This is a genomic window from Enterobacter sp. 120016 (assembly GCF_018383635.1).
Taxonomy (GTDB): domain Bacteria; phylum Pseudomonadota; class Gammaproteobacteria; order Enterobacterales; family Enterobacteriaceae; genus Enterobacter; species Enterobacter asburiae_D.
In genome coordinates, this window is the sequence record NZ_JAHAWC010000010.1 from 13,949 (window position 1) to 38,898 (window position 24,950).

Annotated in this window: 21 protein-coding genes; 4 read left to right on the top strand and 17 right to left on the bottom strand. The window is 54.4% G+C overall.

Annotated features, from left to right (window positions below; genetic code table 11):
* Positions 1-4: 4 nt before the first annotated feature.
* The 16 genes from dnaE to rpsB form a co-directional block, all read right to left on the bottom strand.
* Complete coding sequence (gene dnaE / locus KIF87_RS15005; RefSeq protein WP_213329154.1) at positions 5-3,487, bottom strand: DNA polymerase III subunit alpha; 3,483 nt, start codon at positions 3,485-3,487, stop codon at positions 5-7.
* Between the two features lie 38 nt (positions 3,488-3,525).
* Positions 3,526-4,122 carry a ribonuclease HII gene (gene rnhB / locus KIF87_RS15010; RefSeq protein WP_063145194.1) on the bottom strand — a complete coding sequence of 199 codons (597 nt, stop codon included), beginning with the start codon at positions 4,120-4,122 and terminating at the stop codon, positions 3,526-3,528.
* Complete coding sequence (gene lpxB, locus KIF87_RS15015) at positions 4,119-5,267, bottom strand: lipid-A-disaccharide synthase (RefSeq protein WP_213329156.1); 1,149 nt, start codon at positions 5,265-5,267, stop codon at positions 4,119-4,121. The genes rnhB and lpxB overlap by 4 nt, the downstream gene beginning before the upstream one ends.
* Positions 5,267-6,055, bottom strand: a complete 789-nt coding sequence (gene lpxA, locus KIF87_RS15020; protein ID WP_023310462.1) for an acyl-ACP--UDP-N-acetylglucosamine O-acyltransferase — start codon at positions 6,053-6,055, stop codon at positions 5,267-5,269. Before lpxA ends, lpxB begins: the two co-directional genes overlap by 1 nt.
* 3 nt (positions 6,056-6,058) lie before the next feature.
* Complete coding sequence (fabZ, locus tag KIF87_RS15025; RefSeq protein ID WP_010426706.1) at positions 6,059-6,514, bottom strand: 3-hydroxyacyl-ACP dehydratase FabZ; 456 nt, start codon at positions 6,512-6,514, stop codon at positions 6,059-6,061.
* A gap of 102 nt (positions 6,515-6,616) precedes the next feature.
* A complete protein-coding gene (lpxD, locus tag KIF87_RS15030; protein ID WP_032644136.1) occupies positions 6,617-7,642 on the bottom strand; it encodes a UDP-3-O-(3-hydroxymyristoyl)glucosamine N-acyltransferase in 1,026 nt (341 codons plus the stop codon).
* A gap of 3 nt (positions 7,643-7,645) precedes the next feature.
* Complete coding sequence (gene skp, locus KIF87_RS15035) at positions 7,646-8,140, bottom strand: molecular chaperone Skp (protein ID WP_045907838.1); 495 nt, start codon at positions 8,138-8,140, stop codon at positions 7,646-7,648.
* 122 nt (positions 8,141-8,262) lie between these two features.
* A complete protein-coding gene (bamA, locus tag KIF87_RS15040; RefSeq protein ID WP_213329157.1) occupies positions 8,263-10,680 on the bottom strand; it encodes an outer membrane protein assembly factor BamA in 2,418 nt (805 codons plus the stop codon).
* Positions 10,681-10,709: 29 nt separating this feature from the next.
* On the bottom strand, positions 10,710-12,062 hold the full coding sequence (gene rseP, locus KIF87_RS15045) for a sigma E protease regulator RseP (protein WP_213329159.1): 1,353 nt from the start codon (positions 12,060-12,062) through the stop codon (positions 10,710-10,712).
* An 11-nt stretch (positions 12,063-12,073) separates the two neighbouring features.
* A complete protein-coding gene (gene cdsA / locus KIF87_RS15050) occupies positions 12,074-12,931 on the bottom strand; it encodes a phosphatidate cytidylyltransferase (protein ID WP_023310457.1) in 858 nt (285 codons plus the stop codon).
* Positions 12,932-12,943: 12 nt separating this feature from the next.
* Positions 12,944-13,702 (bottom strand): (2E,6E)-farnesyl-diphosphate-specific ditrans,polycis-undecaprenyl-diphosphate synthase, encoded by a 759-nt coding sequence (ispU, locus tag KIF87_RS15055; protein ID WP_024907522.1) that lies wholly within the window; start codon positions 13,700-13,702, stop codon positions 12,944-12,946.
* 186 nt (positions 13,703-13,888) lie between these two features.
* Positions 13,889-15,088, bottom strand: a complete 1,200-nt coding sequence (gene ispC, locus KIF87_RS15060) for a 1-deoxy-D-xylulose-5-phosphate reductoisomerase (protein ID WP_121425062.1) — start codon at positions 15,086-15,088, stop codon at positions 13,889-13,891.
* 95 nt (positions 15,089-15,183) lie between these two features.
* A complete protein-coding gene (gene frr / locus KIF87_RS15065) occupies positions 15,184-15,741 on the bottom strand; it encodes a ribosome recycling factor (RefSeq protein WP_023334573.1) in 558 nt (185 codons plus the stop codon).
* Between the two features lie 167 nt (positions 15,742-15,908).
* On the bottom strand, positions 15,909-16,634 hold the full coding sequence (pyrH, locus tag KIF87_RS15070; RefSeq protein ID WP_047346409.1) for a UMP kinase: 726 nt from the start codon (positions 16,632-16,634) through the stop codon (positions 15,909-15,911).
* A gap of 150 nt (positions 16,635-16,784) precedes the next feature.
* Complete coding sequence (gene tsf / locus KIF87_RS15075) at positions 16,785-17,636, bottom strand: translation elongation factor Ts (RefSeq protein WP_014882627.1); 852 nt, start codon at positions 17,634-17,636, stop codon at positions 16,785-16,787.
* A 117-nt stretch (positions 17,637-17,753) separates the two neighbouring features.
* Positions 17,754-18,479, bottom strand: coding sequence for a 30S ribosomal protein S2 (gene rpsB / locus KIF87_RS15080; RefSeq protein ID WP_003856207.1), 726 nt, complete (start codon positions 18,477-18,479; stop codon positions 17,754-17,756).
* A gap of 321 nt (positions 18,480-18,800) precedes the next feature.
* Between rpsB and map the strand changes: the two genes are divergently transcribed.
* From map to KIF87_RS15100, 4 genes are all read left to right on the top strand, one after another.
* The gene (gene map / locus KIF87_RS15085; protein ID WP_023310454.1) at positions 18,801-19,595 is read left to right on the top strand and encodes a type I methionyl aminopeptidase; all 795 of its coding nucleotides are present in this window, start codon (positions 18,801-18,803) and stop codon (positions 19,593-19,595) included.
* 63 nt (positions 19,596-19,658) lie between these two features.
* Positions 19,659-22,334: a bifunctional uridylyltransferase/uridylyl-removing protein GlnD gene (gene glnD / locus KIF87_RS15090; RefSeq protein WP_121425061.1), complete on the top strand. Its 2,676-nt coding sequence runs from the start codon at positions 19,659-19,661 to the stop codon at positions 22,332-22,334.
* A gap of 32 nt (positions 22,335-22,366) precedes the next feature.
* Entirely contained in the window at positions 22,367-23,191 is an 825-nt protein-coding gene (gene dapD / locus KIF87_RS15095) for a 2,3,4,5-tetrahydropyridine-2,6-dicarboxylate N-succinyltransferase (protein WP_039030312.1), read from the top strand.
* 111 nt (positions 23,192-23,302) lie between these two features.
* Positions 23,303-23,689 (top strand): DUF3461 family protein, encoded by a 387-nt coding sequence (locus KIF87_RS15100; protein ID WP_014168696.1) that lies wholly within the window; start codon positions 23,303-23,305, stop codon positions 23,687-23,689.
* Between the two features lie 92 nt (positions 23,690-23,781).
* Here the strand turns inward: KIF87_RS15100 and cdaR are convergent, their stop codons facing one another.
* Positions 23,782-24,939: a DNA-binding transcriptional regulator CdaR gene (gene cdaR / locus KIF87_RS15105; RefSeq protein ID WP_023334570.1), complete on the bottom strand. Its 1,158-nt coding sequence runs from the start codon at positions 24,937-24,939 to the stop codon at positions 23,782-23,784.
* Positions 24,940-24,950: the final 11 nt, after the last annotated feature.

The following is a 24,950-nucleotide window of genomic DNA, read 5'->3' on the forward strand; positions in this document are numbered from 1 at the left end:
TGTATTAGTCAAACTCCAGTTCCACCTGCTCCGAACCAATGAGGCCACGGAGATCGTTAAGTAAACGATCGCTCGGAGAGACACGCCACGTTGCACCAAAGCGCAACCGCGCACGTGCATCCGCCCTCTGATAGTAGAGATGTACTGGAATTGTCCCCGAGCGGTGGGGTTCCAGAGACTGACGGAGTCGGTTTAAAAGCTGGTCATCAATTTGCCTGTCCGTCAGCGAGATAGCAAGCCCGCGAGCATATTTTTCCCGGGCTTCGTCAATGTCCATCACTTCGCGGGCGGTCATTTTAAGCCCCCCGCTGAAGTCATCAAAGCTGACCTGTCCGCTGACGATAAGTATGCGGTCTTTTTCCAGCAATTGCTGGTATTTATCCAGCGCGTCGGTGAACAACATCACCTCCAGACGCCCGGAACGGTCATCCAACGTACAGATGCCGATACGATTGCCGCGCTTGGTGACCATAACCCTTGCGGCAATCACGAGCCCCGCAGCCGTGGTGATTTTACCACGTTCTGTCGGATGCATGTCTTTAAGCCTGTGGCCGCCGACATAGCGCTCAATTTCTTTGATGTACTGGTTGATCGGGTGCCCCGTCAGGTACAAGCCTAACGTCTCACGCTCCCCATCCAGTACCACCTGTTCTGGCCACGGCTGGCAGTTGGAATAGGACTGCTCGATCTGCTCTGGCTCTTCCGCCAGCACCCCGAACATATCCGCCTGACCAATGGCTTCCGCTTTTGCATGCTGATCCGCCGCTTTCAGCGCGTCGCCCAGCGAGTTCATCAGCGCGGCGCGGTGCGGCCCCAGCCTGTCAAACGCGCCGGACATGATCAGTTTTTCCAGCACGCGACGGTTCAGTTTTTTGGTGTCGGTACGGGCGCAAAGATCGAACAGCTCGCGGAAATACCCGCCGTTGTTACGCGCTTCGATGATCGCCTCGATCGGACCTTCACCCACGCCTTTGATCGCGCCGATCCCGTAAACGATCTCTCCGTCGTCGTTAACGTGGAAATGGTAGAGCCCTGAGTTAATATCCGGCGGCAGGATCTTAAGCCCCATGCGCCAGCACTCGTCCACCAGGCCCACCACCTTCTCGGTGTTGTCCATATCGGCCGTCATTACCGCCGCCATAAATTCAGCAGGATAGTGCGCCTTCAGCCACAGCGTCTGATACGAGACCAAAGCATAGGCGGCGGAGTGGGATTTGTTAAACCCGTACCCGGCGAATTTCTCCACCAGGTCAAAGATCTTAATCGCCAGCTCACCGTCAACGCCGTTTTTTCTCGCGCCTTCTTCGAAAGTGCCTCGCTGCTTGGCCATCTCTTCCGGCTTTTTCTTACCCATCGCACGACGCAGCATGTCCGCGCCGCCGAGGGTATAGCCGGAAAGCACCTGGGCAATCTGCATGACCTGTTCCTGATACAGGATGATGCCGTAGGTTGGCTCCAGTACCGGCTTCAGGCTTTCATGCTGCCACTGAACGTCCGGGTAAGAAATCTCTTCGCGCCCGTGCTTACGGTCGATAAAGTTATCTACCATCCCTGACTGCAGCGGGCCCGGACGGAACAGGGCAACCAGTGCGATCATATCTTCGAAGCAGTCGGGCTGCAGACGTTTAATCAGATCTTTCATGCCGCGCGATTCAAGCTGGAAGACCGCGGTGGTCTCCGAGCGCTGCAGCATGTCGAAACTTTTCTTGTCATCCAGCGGGATGGCGGCAATGTCTATCGGCTCAAGGCCCTGCTTCTCCCGGCGCGGGTTGATCATCTTCAGCGCCCAGTCGATGATCGTCAGCGTACGCAGGCCGAGGAAGTCAAACTTCACCAGCCCGGCGTATTCCACGTCGTTCTTATCAAACTGAGTAACCGGATGCTCACCCGCTTCATCGCAGTAGAGCGGTGCGAAGTCGGTAATTTTGGTCGGCGCGATAACCACGCCCCCCGCATGCTTACCGGCGTTACGCGTGACGCCTTCCAGCTTGCGCGCCATGTCGATCAGCGCTTTAACTTCTTCGTCGGCTTCGTAGATTTCCGGCAGCTGAGGCTCAGCTTCAAACGCTTTTGCCAGCGTCATGCCCGGATCGGGCGGCACCAGCTTAGAAATACGATCGACAAAGCCGTACGGGTGGCCCAGCACGCGGCCAACGTCACGGATTACCGCTTTTGCCGCCATCGTACCGAACGTAATAATCTGCGATACCGCATCACGGCCGTACATATCGGCGACGTGCTCGATCACCTGGTCGCGTTTCTCCATGCAGAAGTCGACGTCAAAGTCGGGCATGGAAACACGTTCCGGGTTGAGGAAACGTTCGAACAGCAGGTCGAATTCCAGCGGATCGAGGTCGGTAATTTTAAGCGCATAGGCCACAAGCGATCCTGCACCGGAGCCACGCCCCGGTCCGACAGGTACGCCGTTATCCTTCGACCACTGGATAAACTCCATGACGATCAGGAAGTAGCCCGGGAAGCCCATCTGGTTGATGACCTGAAGCTCAATATCCAGTCGTTCATCGTACGGTGGCCGCTTCTCTTTGCGAACGGCCTCATCCGGGAACAGGAATTCCAGACGCTCTTCAAGACCTTCTTTTGATTTCACGATCAGGAAATCTTCCGTGGTCATATCACCCGTCGGGAACTGCGGCAGGAAGTATTCGCCGAGGCGGACGGTGACGTTACAGCGCTTGGCGATCTCTACGCTGTTTTCCAGCGCTTCAGGGATATCGGAGAAGAGTTCACACATCTCCTCCTCGCTGCGCATGTACTGTTGAGCGGAGTAATTACGCGGCCGTTTGGGATCGTCCAGCGTGAAGCCATCGTGGATCGCCACGCGAATTTCGTGAGCGTCAAAATCCCCCGGCTCGAGGAACCGCACATCGTTTGTCGCGACGACGGGCAGCCCGCGTTCTTCCGCAAGTGCGACCGCCGCGTGCAGATAGCTCTCTTCGTCCTGGCGACCGGTGCGGATCAGCTCCAGATAATAACGATCCGGGAAATACTCTTCATAGAACGAGACGCACTGATCCACCAGCGCGCTATTGCCGCGCAGCAGGCATTTGCCGACATCCCCCATACGGCCACCGGAGATCAGCAGCAGCCCTTCGTTCAGCTCAGCCAGCCAGTCCCTGTCGATCCACGGGCCCAGCGCACCGTATCCGCGCTGATAGGCTTTTGAGATAAGCAGAGTGAGGTTTTGATAGCCCGTGTTGTTCATCGCCAGCACGGAGATTTGCGTCATTTCATCGCCGACGAGATCGCTTTGCACATGAAAATCTGCGCCGACGATAGGCTTCATCCCCGCGCCGTGCGCCGTTCCGTAGAACTTCACCAGGCCACACAGGTTGGTAAAATCGGTGATCGCCAGCGCGGGCATGCCAAGGGAGGCCGCCTTTTTTACCAGCGGCCCGGTCTTCGCCAGCCCATCGATCATGGAGTAGTCGCTATGCACCCGCAGGTGTACGAAACGTGGTTCAGCCATCTTCAGATTCCGCGTTACTTAATTGCTTGCGTATTGATTCAGGACACCCGTCCCAGCGCGCGCTTCACCGGGCCAAAGCTGCGACGGTGGTGTTCGGTTGCGCCATGTTCAGCCAGCCTTTCCAGATGGAAAGGTGTGGGATACCCCTTATGCTGGGCGAAACCATACTGAGGGTAAGTGAGGTCCAGCGCGGCCATTTCAGCGTCGCGCGTCACTTTGGCAATAATAGAAGCTGCGCTAATTTCTGCGACCCGACTATCGCCTTTGACGACCGCCATTGAAGGCATGGGCAATGCAGGACAGCGGTTGCCGTCAATCAGGACATATTCCGGGGAAATTTTCAAACCCGCTACCGCACGCTGCATCGCCAGCATCGTGGCATGCAAAATATTCAGCTCGTCTATTTCATGCGGTTCAGCGCGCCCCAGGCTCCAGGCCAGCGCCTTCTCCTGAATCTCACCAAACAGCGCCAGCCGGCGCTTTTCAGACAATTTTTTCGAGTCGTTCAGCCCGATAATCGGGCGAGCCGGATCGAGGATCACCGCGGCGGTCACCACGGCCCCGACTAACGGGCCACGGCCCACTTCGTCCACGCCCGCCACAAGACGAGTGTGAGGATAAACAAATTCCATCATTTTGCTAGCTCCAGCACCGCATCCGCCGCTTGCTCATCGGCATTACAGCGGATCAGTTGATGCAGTTCGCGGAAGGTATCGTGCATCTGGTGGCTGGTCTTACCGTCGGCGAGCAGCGGCAGCAGTGCATCGGCAAGCGCCTGCGGCTGGCACTCATCCTGCAACAGCTCTTTCACCAGCTCGCGCCCGGCAAGCAGGTTTGGCAGGGAGACATAATCCGTTTTCACCAGACGTTTTGCCAGCCAGAAGGTGAACGGCTTCATGCGATAACCGACCACCATTGGGCATTTCGCCAGCATACATTCCAGCGCCGCCGTGCCGGAGGCCAGCAGCGCGGCATCGCTCGCATACATCGCTTCCCGCCCTTTCCCGTCCAGAAGACGGACGTGAAGATCCGGGGCGACTTCCGCTTTGATGCGCTCAAACTGCTCGCGGCGTTTGGCATTCACCAGCGGAACAACCACTTCAAGGTCGGGATAGGTCTGGCGAAGAATTTGCGCTGTTTTGAGAAAATCGGCGCTCAGCATCTCCACTTCGGCACCACGGCTGCCTGGCAGCAGTGCCAGACAGTGCACATCATGCGGGATGCCCAGCGCGTCGCGCGCCGCGTTTTTATCCGGATCCAATGGCATCGCATCCGCCATGGTATGACCGATAAAACGGCACGGCACATTAAATCTGTCGTAAAACGCTTTTTCGAAAGGCAGGAAAGCCAGCACCAGGTTGGTGGACCGTCCGATTTTGAAAACACGTTTCTGTCGCCACGCCCAGACGGACGGACTGACGTAGTGAATGGTTTTAATGCCCTGCTTTTTCAGATTCCCTTCGAGGGTAATGTTGAAATCAGGTGCATCAATACCGACAAACACATCGGGTTTGAGTTCGGTAAAGCGGCGGGTGAGATCGGCACGGATGTGCAGCAAACGGCGTAGCCGTCCCAGCACCTCAACGATGCCCATCACGGCGAGCTCTTCCATTTCATACCAGGCTTCACAGCCTTCGGCCTGCATCAGCGGGCCAGCAACACCGACAAAGCGAGCATTGGGTATACGCGCCTTAAGCGCGCGGATGAGACCGGCACCAAGAATATCGCCGGAGGTTTCTCCGGCGACCAGGGCTATCGTAAGCGGACGACTGTCGACCATTAACGAATCAGACCCCTTGTTGAACGGTCAAAGAATTCCATGAACGCGTTCACTTCCGGGTGCTTATTCGCCAGCTCGGCAATTTCCGGCTTCGCCTCTTCCAGCGTTTTACCGCTACGGTACAGCAGTTTGTACGCGTTGCGGATGGCAGTAATCGCTTCGCGACTAAAACCACGACGCTTGAGGCCTTCGATGTTCACGCCAAACGGCGTGGCATGGTTGCCCTGCGCAATCACATACGGTGGAACGTCCTGCGCCACACCGGAGCATCCGCCAACCATCACGTGCGCACCAATGATGCAGAACTGATGGACTGCGGTCATGCCGCCAATAATTGCGAAGTCATCAACCGATACGTGTCCTGCCAGCGTTGCGTTGTTGGCAAGAATACAGCGGTCACCCACGGTACAGTCGTGCGCGATATGCGCATTAACCATAAACAGGTTATCGCTGCCCACCTTCGTCAACCCACCACCTTGTACTGTTCCACGATGAATGGTGACGCTTTCGCGAATACGGTTACGATCGCCAATTTCCAGACGGGTCGACTCACCAGCATATTTCAGATCCTGGTTAACTTCGCCGATGGAGGCGAACTGATAGATCTCGTTATTGCAGCCAATGGTCGTGTGACCATTCACCACAACGTGAGATTTCAGTACTGTACCCTCACCAATTTCGACATGGGGTCCAACAATACAAAACGGGCCAATGTGGACGTTAGCGCCAATGATGGCACCGGTTTCCACAATAGCAGTAGGATGAATAAAGGCGGATTTATCAATCACGTATCAGGACTCCCGGCTACGAGCACACATCATCGTCGCTTCGCAAACAACTTTGCCGTCGACCAGCGCTACGCCTTTGAAGCGAGTCAGGCCACGACGCGTTTTTTCAAAAGTGACTTCCATGATCATCTGATCACCAGGCACGACAGGACGCTTAAAGCGCGCTTCATCAATACCTGCGAAGTAATACAGCTCACCTGGCTCCAGTTTGCCGACGCTTTTAAACGCCAGAATACCGGTAGCCTGAGCCATCGCTTCCAGAATCAACACACCCGGGAAGATAGGCTTACCAGGGAAGTGCCCCTGGAAGAACGGCTCGTTCACGGAAACATTTTTCACTGCGCGCAGAAAACGACCTTCTTCAAAATCCAGCACACGGTCTACCAGCAGAAACGGGTAGCGGTGCGGCAGAAGTTCTAAAATCTCTTCAATATGCAGAGTATGAGTGTCAGTAGTCAAAATACTCTTCCTGTCAAAATGTACTGATAACAATAATAACACGGCCTGCCGGTTTATTAGAAAGCCGACAGGCCGGGAAAAATAGCGTTAAACGGATGACGCTTAATCTTGTTGATCGATCTTACGCTCAAGAGACTTGAGGCGCTTGCTCATATCATCAATGTTCATCACCAGAGCTGCTGTTTTACGCCATACCTTGTTGGGTTGTAGCGGAATGCCTGAGGAATAGACGCCAGGTTCAGTGATAGGACGCATTACCATGCCCATTCCCGTCACGGTGACCTTGTCGCATATTTCCATATGGCCATTAATCACGCTCGCGCCGCCAATCATGCAATAACGGCCAATTTTCAGACTGCCTGCCATGATGACGCCACCCGCAACTGCGGTATTGTCGCCAATCACAACGTTATGCGCAATCTGGCACTGGTTATCGATGATAACACCATTACCAATGATCGTGTCGTCAAGCGCGCCACGGTCAATGGTGGTACAGGCACCGATCTCCACGCGATCGCCAATAATAACGCGACCAAGCTGTGGGATCTTCACCCAGTTACCGCGATCGTTAGCGTAACCAAAGCCATCAGAACCAATCACGGTGCTGGACTGGACGAGGCAATTTTCGCCAATTTCAACGTCATGATAAACGGACACGTTGGCCCATAAACGGGTCCCGGCGCCGATTTTCGTATTTTTCCCAACGAAGCAACCAGGGCCAATGACGACGTTATCGCCCAGCACAACGCCGGATTCGATAACCGCATTCGCGCCAACGGCGACGTTGTTACCAAGCCGGGCCGTCGCATCAATCGCTGCACTGGCAGCAATGTTCTGGGCCGGCTGCGGCGTGGTATCGAGAATTTGAGCCATGCGTGCATACGTCAGGTAGGGGTTTTTCACTACCAGCGCGCTTACAGTGGCAAATGGAAGATCGTCCTGCGTCAGTACAACAGCTGACGCCTGGCATTGAGCCAGTTGCTCACGGTACTTAGGGCTTACCATGAAGGTAATCGTGCCAGCTTTAGCAGATTGCATGGACGCAACAGCGGTGATGACGATATCGCCATCACCGTGTAATTCTGCATCCAACTGCTGAGCTAAATCAGCCAGTCGAATTGAAGGCATTACTTATTTAACCTGTTTCAGAACATCAGCAGTGATGTCTTTAACATCTTTGCTGTTAAAAGCAACGGCGTTCGCATCTACAACCAGATCGATGCTCTGATCGGCAGCCACTGCTTTAACAGCAGTCTGAATGCGAGTTACCAGCTTGCCGCGTTCTTCGTTAGAACGACGCTGACGATCCTGCTCGAAAGCCTGCGCTTTCTGGGAGAACGTCTGGCGCTGAGCCATTACGTCTTTTTCCAGCTTGCTACGGTCGCTTGCTTTCATGGTAGAACCATCACGCTGCAGACGCTGCATTTTGGACTGAAGATCGTTTTCCATACCCTGCAGTTCGCTTGCACGGCCTTTGAATTCGTTTTCCAGAGTCGCAGAAACACCTGTTTTCTGTGCAACCTGCTGGAACAAATTACCCATGTTGACGATTGCAATTTTGTCTGCTGCCTGAGCAGAAGTTGCCATCGCTAAACCGAGACCTGCAGCTAATAACCACTTTTTCACAATTAACTCCTTACCATCCCATTGGCACCAGAAGGTACCGTTCTTTGCGTGGCAAGGCGACCGTGTTACCGATCGCCAGTTGTCAGCGCTACACTGCCAACGCATTCCTTTGCAGCGGATTATTACCAGGTTTTACCAATGTTAAACTGGAATTGCTCCGCTTTGTCTCCATCGTATTTCTTAAACGGCTGGGCGTAAGAGAAGACCAACGGCCCCAGCGGTGACATCCATTGTAATGCGATACCGGCAGACATGCGAATATTGCTCGGATCGCTGTAGTCAGGAATGCCTTCAGCGCGCATCTGGGCAGTATTCTGCCAGTTGGTATCCCACACGGTACCCGCATCCCAGAAGAAGGACGTACGGACCGAGTTTGCGTATTTATCACTGATAAACGGCGTTGGCGTAATGAACTCCAGGCTGGCAACGGCCATGGCGTTACCGCCCACCGCGTCATTGGAGCTACAGACTTCGGAAGAGGAAGTCTTATTACAGTTATCTTTGTCGTTCCCGCCGTAGTAAACCGCTTTCGGACCAATGTTGTTGGACTGGAAACCACGAACGGTGCTGGAGCCACCCGCATAGAAGTTTTCATAGAACGGCAGTTCTTTGCCACCCAGACCATCGCCATAGCCCCAACGGGTACGACCCAGAACCACCCACTTATGATCGTCATCGATCGGGAAGTAGGATGCGGTATCCAGCGTGACCTTATAGAACTCGTTATCGGAACCCGGCACGGTCACTTTACCGTTCAGGTTGACGCGAGAACCTTCCGTTGGGAAGTAACCACGGTCGAGACGGTTATAGGTCCAGCCGTAGTTAAAGGTGAAGTCATCCGCCGCGAAGCCATTGTCATGCCCATTTTTGCTGGTTGACTGGCCGATAGAGTCCAGATAACGCCACATCGCCACCTGCGGTTGCATGTTGGACAGGTCGTTATGCACGTAACCTAAGCCCGCACGCAGGGTGTTGTATTCGTTAACCGGGAAGCCAAGCGTTCCGTCTACACCGTAACTCTTGTTGGTGTAAGAAGACAGGTCCGCGTCGTCTGCTTTAAAGTCGTTATAGAAGATACGACCGCCCAGGCTCACACCGTCTACGGTGAAGTATGGGTTAGTCACAGAGAACTCAGAGTAGGTCTGGTAGTCGTTTTTGGTGCCGTTAATACCGACAGAGTAACCCGTACCCAGCCAGTTATCCTGCTGCACGCCGACCTGGAAGCTAACGCCGCTTTCAGTACCGTAGCCCACACCGAAGTTGAAGCTACCGGTGTTGCGCTCTTTCACTTTATAAACGACATCAACCTGATCCGGGCTGCCCGGTACGCGCTGGGTATCGGTATCCACCGTTTCAAAATAGCCCAGACGGTTCAGACGCTCTTTACCCTGATCAACGAGATCGCTACCCAACCATGCGCCTTCCATCTGACGCATTTCGCGGCGCAGAACGGAATCTTTGGAGGTGTCGTTACCGACGAAGCGGATCTTACGCACATAGAAACGGTTGCCCGCATCAACATTCACGTGCAGCTTAACGGTTTTATCCGCATCGTTGATTTCCGGCTGAGTCTGTACGCGCGGATAGGCATAACCATAGCGGCCGAGCAGCTTCTTAATGCTGTCTTCCATTTTGGTTACCTTGGAACCGCTATACAGGTCGCCTGGCTGAATTTTGGTCAGCGACTCGATTTCAGCAGAATGCCCCGCAAGGTTACCACTCACCTCAACACCCGAAAGCTTGTACTGCTCGCCTTCAGTGATGTTGACCGTAATGTAGATCCCTTTCTTGTCCGGCGTCAGGCTTACCTGAGTCGAGTCGATGTTGAAACGCGCATAGCCACGGTCGAGATAGTAGCTGCGCAGGGTTTCAAGGTCGCCCGCCAGTTTCTGTTTCTGGTATTTACGATCGCCTACCACGTTCCACCATGGCACTTCATCGCGCAGCTGGAAGGTGGAGATCAGTTCGTCGGTGCTGAACGCGTGGTTGCCGACAATGTTGATCTGCTGGATCTTCGCAGAAACACCTTCCTGGAAGACCAGCTTCAGATCAACACGGTTGCGCGGCAGCGGAGTGACAACCGCTTTCACGCTGGCACTGTATTTACCGACGCTGTAGTAGAAGTCTTCCAGACCTTTTTCAATGTCTGAAAGGGTTGTGCGGTCCAGGGATTCACCCACACGAACACCGGATGCTTCAAGGTTCTGCTTGAGCATGTCATCTTTCACCGATTTGTTACCGGAGAAAGTGATACTGGCAATCGTTGGACGTTCTTTTACCTGTACCAGCAGCGTATCACCATCGCGCAGGACGCGAACGTCCTCAAAGTTGCCGGTGGCAAACAGAGCACGGATGGTGTTACTGATATCATCATCATTAACCGTATCGCCGGGGCGTACAGGCATACTGAGGAGGGCCGCACCAACGGCGACACGCTGGAGGCCTTCGAAATGAATGTCTTTCACTACGAACCCGTCAGCACCGTATACGGTGGCGCTGCTAAACAGCAGCGACGCTATGAGCAACTTTTTCATCGCCATCGTTATTATGCGTTCTTCCTAACACTCTCTTACAACCGAGAGAAATCATTGAAAAGTGCAAGCCCCATTAACAGCACCAGCAAAATCGAGCCAATGCGATAACTAAAGTCTTGAACTCGCTCGGATACCGGTCCGCCTTTTAGCTTTTCAATCGCCAAAAACAGCAGATGACCCCCGTCTAAAACGGGAAGCGGGAACAGGTTGATTATCCCAAGGTTCACGCTAATGAGCGCGAGGAACATGAGATAGTAAATCCCCCCGAATTCCGCTGACATCCCAGCCCCCTGAGCAATCGAAATTGGCCCACTGAGGTTGTTCAGTTTCACATCACCGGTTATCAATTTCCCCAACATGTTGACCGTCAGCTTCATCAGTTGCCATGTTTTATCCGTGGCTTCAAGGATGGCGCTGAACGGCCCATACTGGCGTATTGTCTTGTACTCATCTGGCAGCGGGATCACTTTTGGCACAACGCCTGCGAACCCTTCTGCCTTTTTGCCGACCGACTTCGTATCCGGGATCAGCGTCAGCGAAAGCGGACTGCCTTGCCTTTCAACTTCCAGCGCGAGAGACGTTCCCGGATTATCGCGCACCAGAGTAACAAAGGTCATCCACTCTGTTAATGGTTGACCATCGACTTTAACGATCCTGTCGCCCGCTTGCAAACCCGCTTTGCTCGCCGCCGAATTTGCCTGTACTTCGGCCAATACCGGCTCGATCTGCGCGCCGCGTGGACGAATGCCCAGCGCAGCGACGGGATCTTCTTTGTCTGGCTCGAAACGCCAGTGACGTAAATCGAGTACTTTGTCCTGACGCGTATCTGAACCAAACGGCGATACGCTGATGGTGGTCTGCGGATCGCCGATTTTAGCTACCAGCTGCAGTCGCACGGCATCCCAATCAGGGGTTTCGATGCCATCAATCGCTTTAAGTTCCATCCCGGATGCAATTTGCGCACTCGCCGCGATGGAGTTGGGGGCAATTTCACCCACCACCGGACGCACGCCAGGGACGCCGATGATAAACACCAGCCAGTAAGCGAAAATCGCAAAGATGAAGTTGGCTACCGGTCCGGCAGCAATGATGGCAGCGCGTTGTCCAACGGTTTTATTGTTGAATGCGCTGTGTCGCAGCTCAGGAGCGACAGGCTCGACGCGTTCGTCGAGCATTTTGACGTAGCCGCCCAGCGGGATAAGGGCGATGACAAATTCCGTGCCGTGACGGTCGGTGCGCGTCCAGAGTGATTTACCAAAACCGATGGAAAACCGCTCTACGCGCACGCCACAGCGGCGAGCAACCCAGAAATGGCCAAATTCATGCACGGTAATCAGTACACCCAGTGCAACAATGAACGCCGCCAGATTCCAGAGAATGCTCAGCATAAAACCTTCCGTTAAATCGTCCCGAATACCAGTAAAAGCAAACACGCAAACACTGGAACAGCCGCTGTCAGGCTATCAATGCGATCCAGTATACCGCCATGCCCTGGAATCAGGTGTCCGCTGTCCTTAATCCCTGCTTCACGCTTAAACATACTTTCGGTTAAATCACCGAGCACGGAGGCAAGCGCAGCAAAAATCGAGCACACCAGCAGTATTGACGGTGCCACTTCAAGATTCGCCCAGACGCCGTAGCCCCAGGAGATGATCGCTGCCGTAAACAGGCCGCCGATGAATCCTTGCCAGGTTTTGCCCGGGGAAACCTTCGGTGCCAGCTTATGTTTGCCAAACAGTTTACCAAACATATAGGCCCCGGAGTCAGCCCCCCAGACCAGAATCATCACATAAAGCAGCCAGATCGCACCGCTGTAGTGGTTTTCGTCGTAGTGCCAGGCTCGCAGCGCAACCATACCCCAGAAAAAAGGAATAATTGTGAGCAAACCAAAAATCAGTCGCAGCACTTTTGAATTGCGCCACAGTGCCGCGGAGCCTGGATAAAAAAGAACCAGCAACAGCGCGGCAACCCACCAGGCCAACGATATCCACAAGGAACCGGCAACCAGAGGCTGATGAATATCATGGTGATATTCAGGCAGCGTAAACAGCATTATGGCCAGGATAAAGCCACAAAGTACCGCAAGCCATACTCGCTGAGTGCGCGAGGTAAAGCCGCTAAACTGTCCCCATTCCCACGCGGCGAGCATGCACACCACCAGCGTGACAATAGCGAATCCCACCGGGGGCAGTAAAAACAGCGCCGCAATGACAATGGGTATTAATACAAAAGCGGAAATCAGGCGATACTTCAGCAAAAGCTACCCCCATCAGGCTTTGTCGCCACCAGGCTCGGTGCCGCCGAAACGACGCTCTCGATTGGCAAAGGCATGCAGCGCACCTTCAAAGTCTTGTTCATCAAAATCGGGCCAAAGAACATCCGTAAAGTAAAGTTCAGCATAGGCAATTTGCCATATCAAAAAGTTACTTATGCGATGTTCCCCCCCTGTCCTAATTACCAAATCCACAGGCGCCTGTTCATTCATGCAGATTTGCTTGCTCAGCGCCTCTTCATCAATTTGGTCGGGTCTCAACAGCCCTTCCTGAACCTGTTCGGCCAGATGCCGAACGCCCTGGATAATATCCCAGCGTCCGCCGTAATTCGCCGCAATATTCAGCGTCAGACCGGTGTTATTTTCCGTCAGCGCTTCTGCTTTGCGAATCCGTTCCTGCAAACGTGAGTTAAAACGACTGGTATCGCCAATGATACGCAGGCGGACGTTGTGGCGGTGCAGGCTTTTTACTTCGCTGTCTAGCGCCCACACAAACAATTCCATCAACGCAGTCACTTCCTGCAGAGGTCGATTCCAGTTTTCACTGCTAAAAGCATAGAGCGTTAACGCATCAATGCCGTTGTTGGCGGCAAAAGAAACGGCGCGACGAACGGATTTCGCCCCCGCTTTATGCCCAAAGGCTCGTATCTTCCCTTGTCTTTTCGCCCAGCGGCCATTGCCATCCATAATGATTGCTACATGACGGCAGCCATGAGCTGGCAAATTTTCGCTTATTGGTTGATTCGCAGACAACATAACGCGTTTTTTGTCCCTGAAAAGGATTTAACGGTACTCAGGAATACTGAAGCCTATACATAAAAAAGCCGTGTCAAACCACGGCTCACCTGACCACATTAAGTCAAATACCTGCGATCAGGTGGCGCAGACTATATCACTGAAGCCCAACGCTAACAAATAGCACGACGACTAGTGCTTGCTTTATCACCAGCTTGCGAGACGTGTCACCTGTTGGCGCGCAATATTACGCGCAGCTGCATCCACCGCCAGCACCTCTTCCACGCTTTGTGGTTCGCGCAAATCCATCATCTCCAGTACCGATAAATTTAACGACGCGATATCGGTAAAACGAATTTGCTGATTCAGAAATGCTTCAACGGTAATTTCATTGGCTGCATTAAGTGCCGTCGTCGCCGCCTGCCCCTGGTCAAAGGCATTCATCGCAAGCTTCAGACATGGATAGCGGTCGTAGTCTGGTTCACTGAACGTCAGGGAACTTAGCTTGCAGAAATCAAGCGGCTTCACGCCGGATTTCACTCGATTTGGCCACGCCATTGAATGGGCAATCGGCGTACGCATATCCGGCTCGCCCAGCTGTGCCAGCACGCTGCCATCCTGATAACGCACCATCGAGTGAATCACCGATTGCGGGTGAATCAGTACTTCCATCTGTTTCGCTGACGCATTAAACAGCCAGCGCGCTTCAATGTATTCCAGACCTTTGTTCATCATGGTGGCTGAGTCAACGGAGATTTTACGCCCCATCGACCAGTTCGGATGACGGCACGCCTGATCCGGCGTCATGGCGCGCAGTTCAGACAGTGGCGTTTCACGGAACGGGCCACCAGACCCGGTAAGCAGAATAGACACTACGCCATTCTGCTCCAGGTCAGCGTACCCCAGGTTCTGTTGAAAAGGTTGCGGTAAACTCTGAAAAATCGCGTTGTGCTCGCTGTCGACTGGCAAAAGACGCGCGCCGCGCTGCTTCACCGCGTCCATAAACAGACGTCCGCAGGTGACCAGCGACTCTTTGTTGGCCAGCAGAACATCCTTACCGGCATCAATCGCGGCAAGCGTGGGCAATAATCCTGCCGCCCCGACGATAGCCGCCATCACCTGATCCACCTCATCCAGCGCCGCCATCTGGCAGGCCGCCTGCTGGCCACTCAGCACCTCGGTTCGGCTGCCCTGTTCACGCAGCTGTGCTTTCAGCAGACGCGCGCTCTCTTCGTCATCCATCACCGCATAGCGGGGCGCAAACTCCAGGCACTGCTCGACCATTCGCTGCACATTCTTACCGGCCACCAGCGCTGTCACGGTGTAAAGTTCAGGATTATGGCGAACAACGTCGAGAGTGCTGCAACCGATAGAGCCGGTTGAGCCGAGGAGTGTTAAATGCTTCATGAGATGCCCGAAAAAAGTTAGACCAGATAAAAGCAAAACGCCGCCAGCAAGACCCGAAGTCCCTCTGAACGGCGTTTATCAGTGTACGACAGAAATCAGAACTGCATCAGTTCCGCTTCTTTATCTGCCAGCGCCGCATCAATTTTCTTGATGGCAGCGTCTGTCATTTTCTGAATGTCGTCCTGAGAACGACGATCGTCATCTTCACTGATCTCTTTTTCTTTCAGCAGCGCTTTTACTTTATCGTTCGCGTCGCGACGGACGTTACGCACGGATACACGACCCTGCTCAGCTTCGCCACGAACCACTTTGATCAGATCTTTACGACGCTCTTCCGTCAGTGGAGGCAGCGGAACGCGGATGTCAGCGCCCGCAGAGCTTGGGTTCAGTCCGAGGTCAGAGGCCATGATCGCTTTCTCAACGGCCGGGCTCATAGAACGATCGAACACGTTGATTTTCAGCGTACGGGTATCTTCTACCGTTACGCTCGCCAGCTGACGCAGAGGGGTTGGCGTACCGTAGTATTCTACGATGATACCATCCAGCAGGCTTGGGGAAGCACGGCCAGTACGGATTTTGCTGATTTGGGTTTTGAACGCTTCTACGCATTTTTCCATGCGTACTTCAGCATCTTTTCTGATGTCGTTAATCACGTTACGAATCCTTGAAAACTTGTCTCAGGCAGACTATCCGCCAGCACAGCGCTACAGGTGTGCTAAGTATAGTCGCGTTTAATTCATGACAACGCCAAAGGCGCGCCCGGGTAAGATACCACTACAAAATAAAGCGGAATCTTACCTGTATTTGTCGTCAACGGAAATTATTCCGTGATCAAAGTGCCTTCTTTTTCGCCCATGACCACGCGACGCAGTGCGCCAGGCTTGTTCATGTTGAAGACACGGATCGGCAGTTTGTGGTCGCGAGCCAGCGTGAAGGCGGCAAGATCCATCACTTTCAGCTCTTTATCCAGCACTTCGTTGTAGCTCAGCTGATCGTACATGGTGGCAGAAGGATCTTTTGCCGGGTCGGCAGTAAACACACCGTCTACTTTGGTCGCTTTCAGTACCACATCGGCTTCGATCTCGATACCGCGCAGGCAGGCAGCGGAATCGGTTGTAAAGAACGGGTTACCCGTACCGGCGGAGAGGATCACCACGCGGTTGTTGCGCAGCAGGCTGATGGCTTCTGCCCAGCTGTAATTATCGCAAACGCCATTCAGCGGAATCGCGGACATCAGGCGGGCATTCACATAGGCGCGGTGCAGTGCATCACGCATTGCCAGGCCATTCATGACGGTTGCCAGCATACCCATGTGGTCGCCCACAACGCGGTTCATCCCCGCTTTCGCCAGACCAGCACCACGGAAAAGGTTGCCACCGCCAATGACCACGCCAACCTGGATACCCAGTTCGACCAGTTCTTTGATTTCCTGTGCCATGCGATCAAGGATGCTTGCGTCAATACCGAAGCCTTCCGATCCCTGCAGCGCTTCGCCACTCAGCTTAAGCAGAATGCGTTTGTACACGGGTTTTGCATTGGTAGCCATGTTTCTTTCCTGAGACTGTCAACGATTAAGATGGGGGTTAATTCTGGCGACATGATATGCCGCAAATCAGCACAGCGATACTGGAGCCTGTCTGATTTCCTGTGACGGGTGACAAAAAGAAGCCGCCCTCAGGCGGCTCCTTTTCAATCATTAAGACTGCTTGGACATTGCAGCAACTTCTGCTGCGAAGTCAGTCTCAACTTTCTCGATGCCTTCGCCCACTTCGAAGCGGATGAAGCCAGTTACGTCAGCGTTGTGCTCTTTCAGCAGCTGAGCAACAGACTTGCTTGGGTCCATTACGAATGGCTGGCCAGTCAGAGAAACTTCGCCGGTGAATTTCTTCATGCGGCCTTCAACCATTTTCTCTGCGATTTCTTTTGGCTTACCAGACTGCATCGCGATGTCCAGCTGAACCTGGTACTCTTTCTCTACCACTTCAGCAGACACGTCTTCTGGCTTAACGAATTCTGGTTTGCTTGCAGCGATGTGCATAGCCAGCTGTTTAACCAGCTCTTCGTCAGCGCCTTTAGCCGCAACCAGAACACCGATACGTGCACCGTGCTGGTAAGAGCCCAGAACGTCGCCTTCCAGAGAGGATACGCGACGGATGTTGATGTTCTCACCGATTTTAGCAACCAGCGCAACACGTTCTTCTTCGAACTGTGCTTTCAGAACTTCAACGTCAGTGATTTTACCAGCAACAGCTGCGTCCAGAACTTTGTTAGCAAATGCCTGGAAACCGCCATCTTTAGCAACAAAGTCAGTCTGGCAGTTAACTTCCAGAATGATGCCGTAGTTGCCGTCGATCTTAGTGATGATCACGCCGTCAGCAGCAACGTTGCCTGCTTTTTTAGCTGCTTTGATCGCACCGGATTTACGCATGTTTTCGATTGCCAGCTCGATGTCGCCGTTCGCTTCAGTCAGCGCTTTTTTGCAATCCATCATGCCTGCGCCAGTACGCTCGCGCAGCTCTTTTACCAGGGATGCGGTAATTTCAGCCATTCTTAAATCCTCGGGAGATGTGAACTGCCCGGCCGGGGGCCAAACAGTGTAAATTGAAAAAAGGGGCCGGTAATGGGCCCCTATTCATACACGGTACTAATAAGGGGTAAAACCTTATTATTCAGCTTCTACGAAGCTTTCTTCCGCCTGAGAAGCCAGATCCTGGGAACGGCCTTCACGAACGGTAGCAGCTACAGCGCTCAGGTACAGGCTAACAGCACGGATTGCGTCGTCGTTACCCGGGATAACGAAGTCAACACCGTCCGGATCGGAGTTGGTATCAACGATAGCGAATACCGGGATACCCAGGTTGTTAGCTTCTTTGATTGCGATGTGCTCGTGGTCTGCATCGATTACGAACAGCGCGTCTGGCAGGCCGCCCATATCTTTGATACCGCCCAGGCTGTTTTCCAGCTTGTCCAGTTCACGAGTGCGCATCAGCGCTTCTTTCTTAGTCAGCTTGTCGAAAGTACCGTCCTGAGACTGGGTTTCCAGATCTTTCAGGCGTTTGATGGACTGACGAACAGTTTTCCAGTTGGTCAGCATGCCGCCCAACCAGCGATGGTTCACGAAGAACTGGTCGCAGCTGTTAGCAGCATCTTTCACAGCTTCGCTTGCAGCGCGCTTAGTACCAACGAACAGAATCTTACCTTTACGGGAAGAGATCTTGTTCAGCTCAGCCAGGGCTTCGTTGAACATTGGTACAGTTTTCTCAAGGTTGATGATGTGAACTTTGTTACGTGCGCCGAAGATGAAAGGCTTCATTTTCGGGTTCCAGTAACGGGTCTGGTGACCAAAGTGAACACCAGCCTTGAGCATGTCGCGCATGGAAACAGTTGCCATGTTTAAAACCTCTATATTGAAAGTTGGGGTTATGCCTCCACGTATCCCATATTACCGACCCCGAAGGGCACCCCGGAATATGTGCCGATACGTGTGTGTTGTTACACAAAGTGAGATTTGTCGCCTCCGTCCATTCTGTGTATATGAAATGGATCGGAAGTCCGGCGCGCTTTATACCACAAAACACGACCAGAAACCAACAGTTGTTGGCGGAGTGTGCTGTTAATGATTCTCAATTTGGCACGGGGTGTGCCTGACTGATACCATTGACGACACTTAGACTAGTATTGTCGAAAAAATCGACACCGATGGACAGATTACATGGCTATCTCTATTAAGACACCTGAAGAAATTGAAAAGATGCGCGTCGCCGGTCGTCTGGCCGCGGAAGTGCTGGAAATGATCGAACCGTTCGTGAAGCCGGGCGTCAGCACCGGTGAACTGGATCGTATCTGTAACGACTATATCGTGAACGAGCAGCACGCGGTTTCCGCCTGCCTCGGCTACCACGGTTTCCCGAAATCCGTCTGCATCTCTATTAATGAAGTGGTTTGCCACGGCATCCCGGACGATGAAAAACTGCTGAAAGATGGCGACATCGTCAACATCGACGTGACCGTCATTAAAGACGAGTACCACGGTGACACCTCAAAAATGTTCATCGTTGGCAAGCCGACTATTCTCGGCGAGCGTCTGTGTAAAGTGACGCAAGAGAGCCTCTACCTGGCGCTGAAAATGGTTAAACCGGGTATTCGCCTGCGTACCATCGGTGCGGCAATCCAGAAGTTTGTGGAAGCAGAAGGTTTCTCCGTGGTGCGCGAGTACTGCGGTCACGGCATTGGTCGCGTCTTCCATGAAGAACCGCAGGTCCTGCACTATGATGCAGATGACGGCGGCGTGGTGCTGCAAAAAGGCATGACCTTTACCATTGAGCCGATGGTCAACGCGGGTGATTATCGCATCCGTACCATGAAAGACGGCTGGACGGTGAAAACCAAAGACAGAAGCTTGTCTGCGCAGTACGAGCATACTATTGTGGTAACAGACAACGGCTGCGAAATTATGACGTTGCGCAAGGATGACACCATCCCGGCGATACTGACGCACGATGAATGATAAAAAAGCCGGCAAATGCCGGCTTTTTTAATGGCTATAGCTTTTTCTTATGGGTGGCGCACGATGAGTAATCTTTTACCCGAACAGTATGCTAACACAGCACTTCCCACCCTTCCCGACCAGCCCGATAACCCGGGCGTCTGGCCGTCGCACGAGCTGACCTGCGCGCATATTAAAGCCCATATGGATGTTTTCCATCGCTGGCTGGGCAGCGCGTTCGACGCGGGCGTGTCGGCCGAGCAGCTCATTGAAGCGCGCACCGAATTTATCGACCAGCTGCTGCAGCGCCTGTGGATCGATTACGGGTTTGGGCAAATCAGTGATGTTGCGCTGGTTGCCGTCGGGGGCTATGGCCGCGGCGAGCTGCATCCGCTTTCCGATATCGATCTGCTGATCTTAAGCCGCAAAAAGCTGCCGGACGAACAGGCGCAAAAAATTGGCGAACTGCTGACGCTGCTCTGGGACGTGAAGCTGGAGGTCGGCCACAGCGTGCGCACCCTGGAAGAGTGTCTGCTGGAAGGGTTATCGGACCTGACCGTCGCCACCAACCTGATTGAAACTCGCCTCCTGATTGGCGACGTCGCGCTGTTTCTGGAGCTGCAAAAGCACATCTTCAGCGACGGCTTCTGGCCGTCAGAAAAGTTCTTCGCCGCGAAGGTCGAGGAGCAAAACCAGCGCCACCAGCGCTATCACGGCACCAGCTATAATCTTGAGCCCGATATAAAAAGCAGCCCCGGCGGCCTGCGCGACATCCACACCCTGCAGTGGGTCGCCCGCCGCCATTTTGGTGCCACCTCGATGGACGAGATGGTCGGCTTCGGCTTCTTAACCGAGGCAGAGCGTAACGAGCTTAACGAGTGCCTGCATCTGCTGTGGCGCATCCGATTTGCCCTGCATCTGGAAGTCACCCGCTACGATAACCGTCTGCTGTTTGACCGCCAGCTCAGCGTGGCGCAGCGCCTGAATTATCAGGGCGAAGGCAACGAGCCGGTTGAACACATGATGAAGGATTTCTTCCGCGTCACCCGCCGGGTGACCGAGCTGAACCAGATGCTGTTGCAGCTGTTCGACGAGGCCATTCTGGCCCTGACGGCGGATGAGAAACCGCGCCCGATTGATGACGAATTCCAGCTGCGCGGCACGCTTATCGATCTGCGCGACGAAACGCTGTTTATCCGCGAGCCGGAAGCGATTCTGCGGATGTTCTATACCATGGTGCGCAACAGCACCATCACCGGGATCTACTCCACCACCCTGCGCCATCTGCGCCATGCGCGCCGTCATCTGACGCAGCCGCTGTGCTATATCCCGGAAGCGCGCTCGCTGTTCCTGAGCATGCTCCGCCATCCGGGTGCCGTCAGCCGCGGGCTGCTGCCGATGCACCGCCACAGCGTGCTGTGGGCCTATATGCCGCAGTGGTCGCACATTGTCGGGCAAATGCAGTTCGATCTGTTCCACGCCTACACGGTGGATGAACACACGATCCGGGTGATGCTCAAGCTGGAAAGCTTTGCGAAAGAAGAGACGCGCTCCCGCCACCCGCTGTGCGTGGAGCTGTGGCCGCGCCTGACCCATCCGGAACTGATCCTGATTGCCGCCCTGTTCCACGATATCGCCAAAGGTCGCGGCGGTGACCATTCGGTGCTGGGCGCGCAGGACGTGCTGAAATTTGCCGAGCTGCACGGTCTGAACTCGCGTGAAACGCAGCTGGTGGCCTGGCTGGTACGCCATCACCTGCTGATGTCGGTCACCGCACAGCGTCGTGACATTCAGGATCCTGAGGTGATCAAGCAGTTCGCGGAAGTGGTTCAGACGGAAAACCGTCTGCGCTATCTGGTCTGCCTGACGGTGGCCGATATCTGCGCCACCAACGAAACGCTGTGGAACAGCTGGAAGCAGAGCCTGCTGCGCGAGCTGTACTTCGCTACCGAAAAACAGCTGCGTCGCGGGATGCAAAACACCCCGGACATGCGCGAGCGCGTGCGTCATCACCAGCTGCAGGCGCTGGCGCTGCTGCGGATGGACAACATTGATGAAGAGGCGCTGCATCAGATTTGGGCCCGCTGCCGCGCCAACTATTTTGTCCGCCACAGCCCAAACCAGCTTGCGTGGCACGCGCGGCACCTGCTGAAGCACGATCTGTCCCAGCCGATGATCCTCCTGAGCCCGCAGGCCACCCGCGGCGGGACGGAGATTTTCATCTGGAGCCCTGACCGGCCTTATCTGTTTGCTGCGGTCTGCGCCGAGCTGGACAGGCGTAACCTGAGCGTACACGACGCGCAGATTTTCACTACCCGCGACGGTATGGCGATGGATACCTTTATCGTGCTTGAGCCGGACGGCAGCCCGCTCTCGTCGGACAGGCATGAAGGGATACGTTTTGGTCTGGAACAGGCGATTACCCAGCGCAGCTGGCAGCCCCCGCAGCCGCGTCGCCAGCCGGCGAAACTGCGCCACTTCACCGTCGATACCGAGGTCAATTTCCTGCCGACCCACACCGACCGTAAATCGTTCCTGGAGCTGATCGCGCTCGACCAGCCGGGGCTGCTCGCCCGCGTCGGCCAGGTTTTTGCCGATCTGGGAATTTCGCTCCATGGGGCCCGAATTACAACGATTGGCGAGCGAGTAGAAGATTTATTTATAATCGCGACGGCGGACCGGCGTGCCCTTAATAATGACCTGCAGCTTGAAGTGCAACAACGGTTGACAGCAGCCCTCAATCCAAACGATAAAGGGTGATATGTTTTTTAGTGAAATGGAAAGAGTAAACAATGCAGCAGTTACAGAACGTTATTGAGTCCGCTTTTGAGCGTCGCGCCGACATTACCCCGGCAAATGTGGATACCGTGACCCGTGAAGCGGTAAACCAGGTGATTTCCCTTCTGGATTCCGGCGCGCTGCGCGTGGCAGAAAAAATCGACGGTCAGTGGGTCACTCATCAATGGCTGAAGAAAGCCGTGCTGCTCTCTTTCCGTATCAACGATAACCAGGTTATCGACGGAGCTGAAAGCCGCTACTTCGATAAAGTCCCTATGAAATTCGCTGACTACGACGAAGCGCGTTTCCAGAAAGAAGGCTTCCGCGTGGTTCCGCCTGCGGCAGTGCGTCAGGGCGCATTCATCGCGCGCAACACCGTGCTGATGCCATCCTACGTGAACATCGGTGCCTACGTTGACGAAGGCACCATGGTTGACACCTGGGCGACGGTCGGTTCATGCGCGCAGATCGGTAAAAACGTTCACCTGTCCGGCGGCGTGGGCATCGGTGGTGTTCTGGAGCCACTGCAGGCCAACCCGACCATCATCGAAGACAACTGCTTCATCGGCGCGCGCTCTGAAGTGGTTGAAGGCGTGATCGTTGAAGAAGGCTCCGTGATCTCCATGGGCGTTTACATCGGTCAGAGCACCCGTATTTACGACCGTGAAACCGGCGAAGTTCACTACGGTCGCGTTCCGGCGGGCTCCGTGGTGGTTTCCGGCAACCTGCCGTCAAAAGATGGCAAATACAGCCTGTACTGTGCGGTTATCGTGAAGAAGGTGGATGCGAAAACGCGCGGTAAAGTGGGCATCAACGAATTGCTGCGCACCATCGATTAATCGGGTATAACAAAAAGCGGGGGCAACCCCGCTTTTTTTATATCTGAGGGTGGCGAAAATAGATTTTTTCGTTAATTATTCAAAGGTTATGTTGAGATCAAGGGTACCGCTATGTACGATAATCTGAAAAGTCTGGGCATTACCAATCCTGATGAAATTGATCGTTACAGCCTCCGTCAGGAAGCCAATAACGATATTCTGAAAATCTATTTTCACAAGGACAAAGGAGAGTTTTTCGCCAAAAGCGTGAAGTTTAAATATCCACGCCAGCGTAAGACCGTTGTCGCTGACGGTGTAGGACAGGGATACAAAGAAGTACAGGAAATCAGCCCTAACCTGCGCTATGTGATCGATGAACTCGATCAGATCTGCCAGCGCGACCGCACCGAAGTCGATCTCAAGCGTAAGATCCTTGACGATCTGCGTCACCTTGAAAGCGTGGTAACGAATAAGATCAGCGAGATTGAAGCGGATCTTGAGAAATTAACGCGGAAATAAAAGCAAAACGGCAATCCTTGATTGCCGTTTTTAGTGTTTGCGCCCTCTCCCCGTGGAAGAGGGATGGGGTGAGGGCACCAGACCGCACTCAGTCATCTCTGCTCGTCCAGCTGCAGCGCCACATACAGCAGCAGCCTGTCGTCGAAATTCCCCAGGTCCAGCCCCGTCAGCTCCGAAATCCGGTTTAACCGATACTCCAGAGTATTGCGGTGAATAAACAGCGCCTTCGAGGTCGCCAGCGGCTGCACGTTATGGCGGAACCACGCCTGCAGCGTCCGGCGCAGCAGGCCGTTGTTGTCCATGGCTTTCAGACGCGCTAATGGCCGCGCCAGCTCATTGGCCTGCCAGCCTCCGCGCAGGCTGTCGAGCAGCACCGGCAGCATCAAATCCTGATAGAAATAACTGCGGCTCTCCGGCATCCGCTGCTTGCCCACCATCATGGTGGTGCGCGCGGTACGCCAGGAGCGGGCGATACTGCCCGGCCCGGTAAAGTAGTTGCCCAGCGCAACGCGAAAACGCAGCTGACCATTCTCCTTCATCCGGGAGATAAGCAGCTCCACGCGACGACGATGATCTTCCGCATCCCAGCGGCCGAACGCATTAAGCGCCGGTTTGAGCACCACCATTTCCGTCAGAGAAACGATCGCCACCAGGTTATCGCGCTCCGGCGTCGCCAGCGCATTTTGCAGCTGCTGCAGTTCGGCCATCGCGCTGTCTACGCCAAGCTGGCCGCTATCGACCTCAATGACCGCCACCACGCGCGGCTGGTTCAGATCGATCCCCAGACGCTGCGCCCATTCGCTGAGCGCAGGCGTATGCTCTTCCGCCTGAATAAGATTCATCACCAGCTCTTCACGCAGGCGGCTGTCCTGAGCGAGCAGGTGCATCAGGCGCGACTGCTCCAGCATCATCTCTGCCGTCATACAGACCAGCTCGCCGTATTTTCGCAGTGACTCGGGCTCGCCGGTCAGGCCGATTACCCCCACAATCTCGCCTTCAAGGCGCAGCGGTAAATTGATGCCCTGACGGACGCCGTGCAGATGTTTCGCTACCGCATCGTCGATATCCACGACCCGCCCCTGGGAAAGCACCAGCAGCGCCCCTTCGTGCAATTCCCCAATACGCTCGCGATCGCCGCTGCCAATAATGCGCCCGCGGGCATCCATCACGTTGATATTGGTATCAATGATGCGCATGGTGCGCGCCACGATATCCTGCGCCATTTTGGTATCAAGATGCCAGCCAGCCATAGAACCCTCCC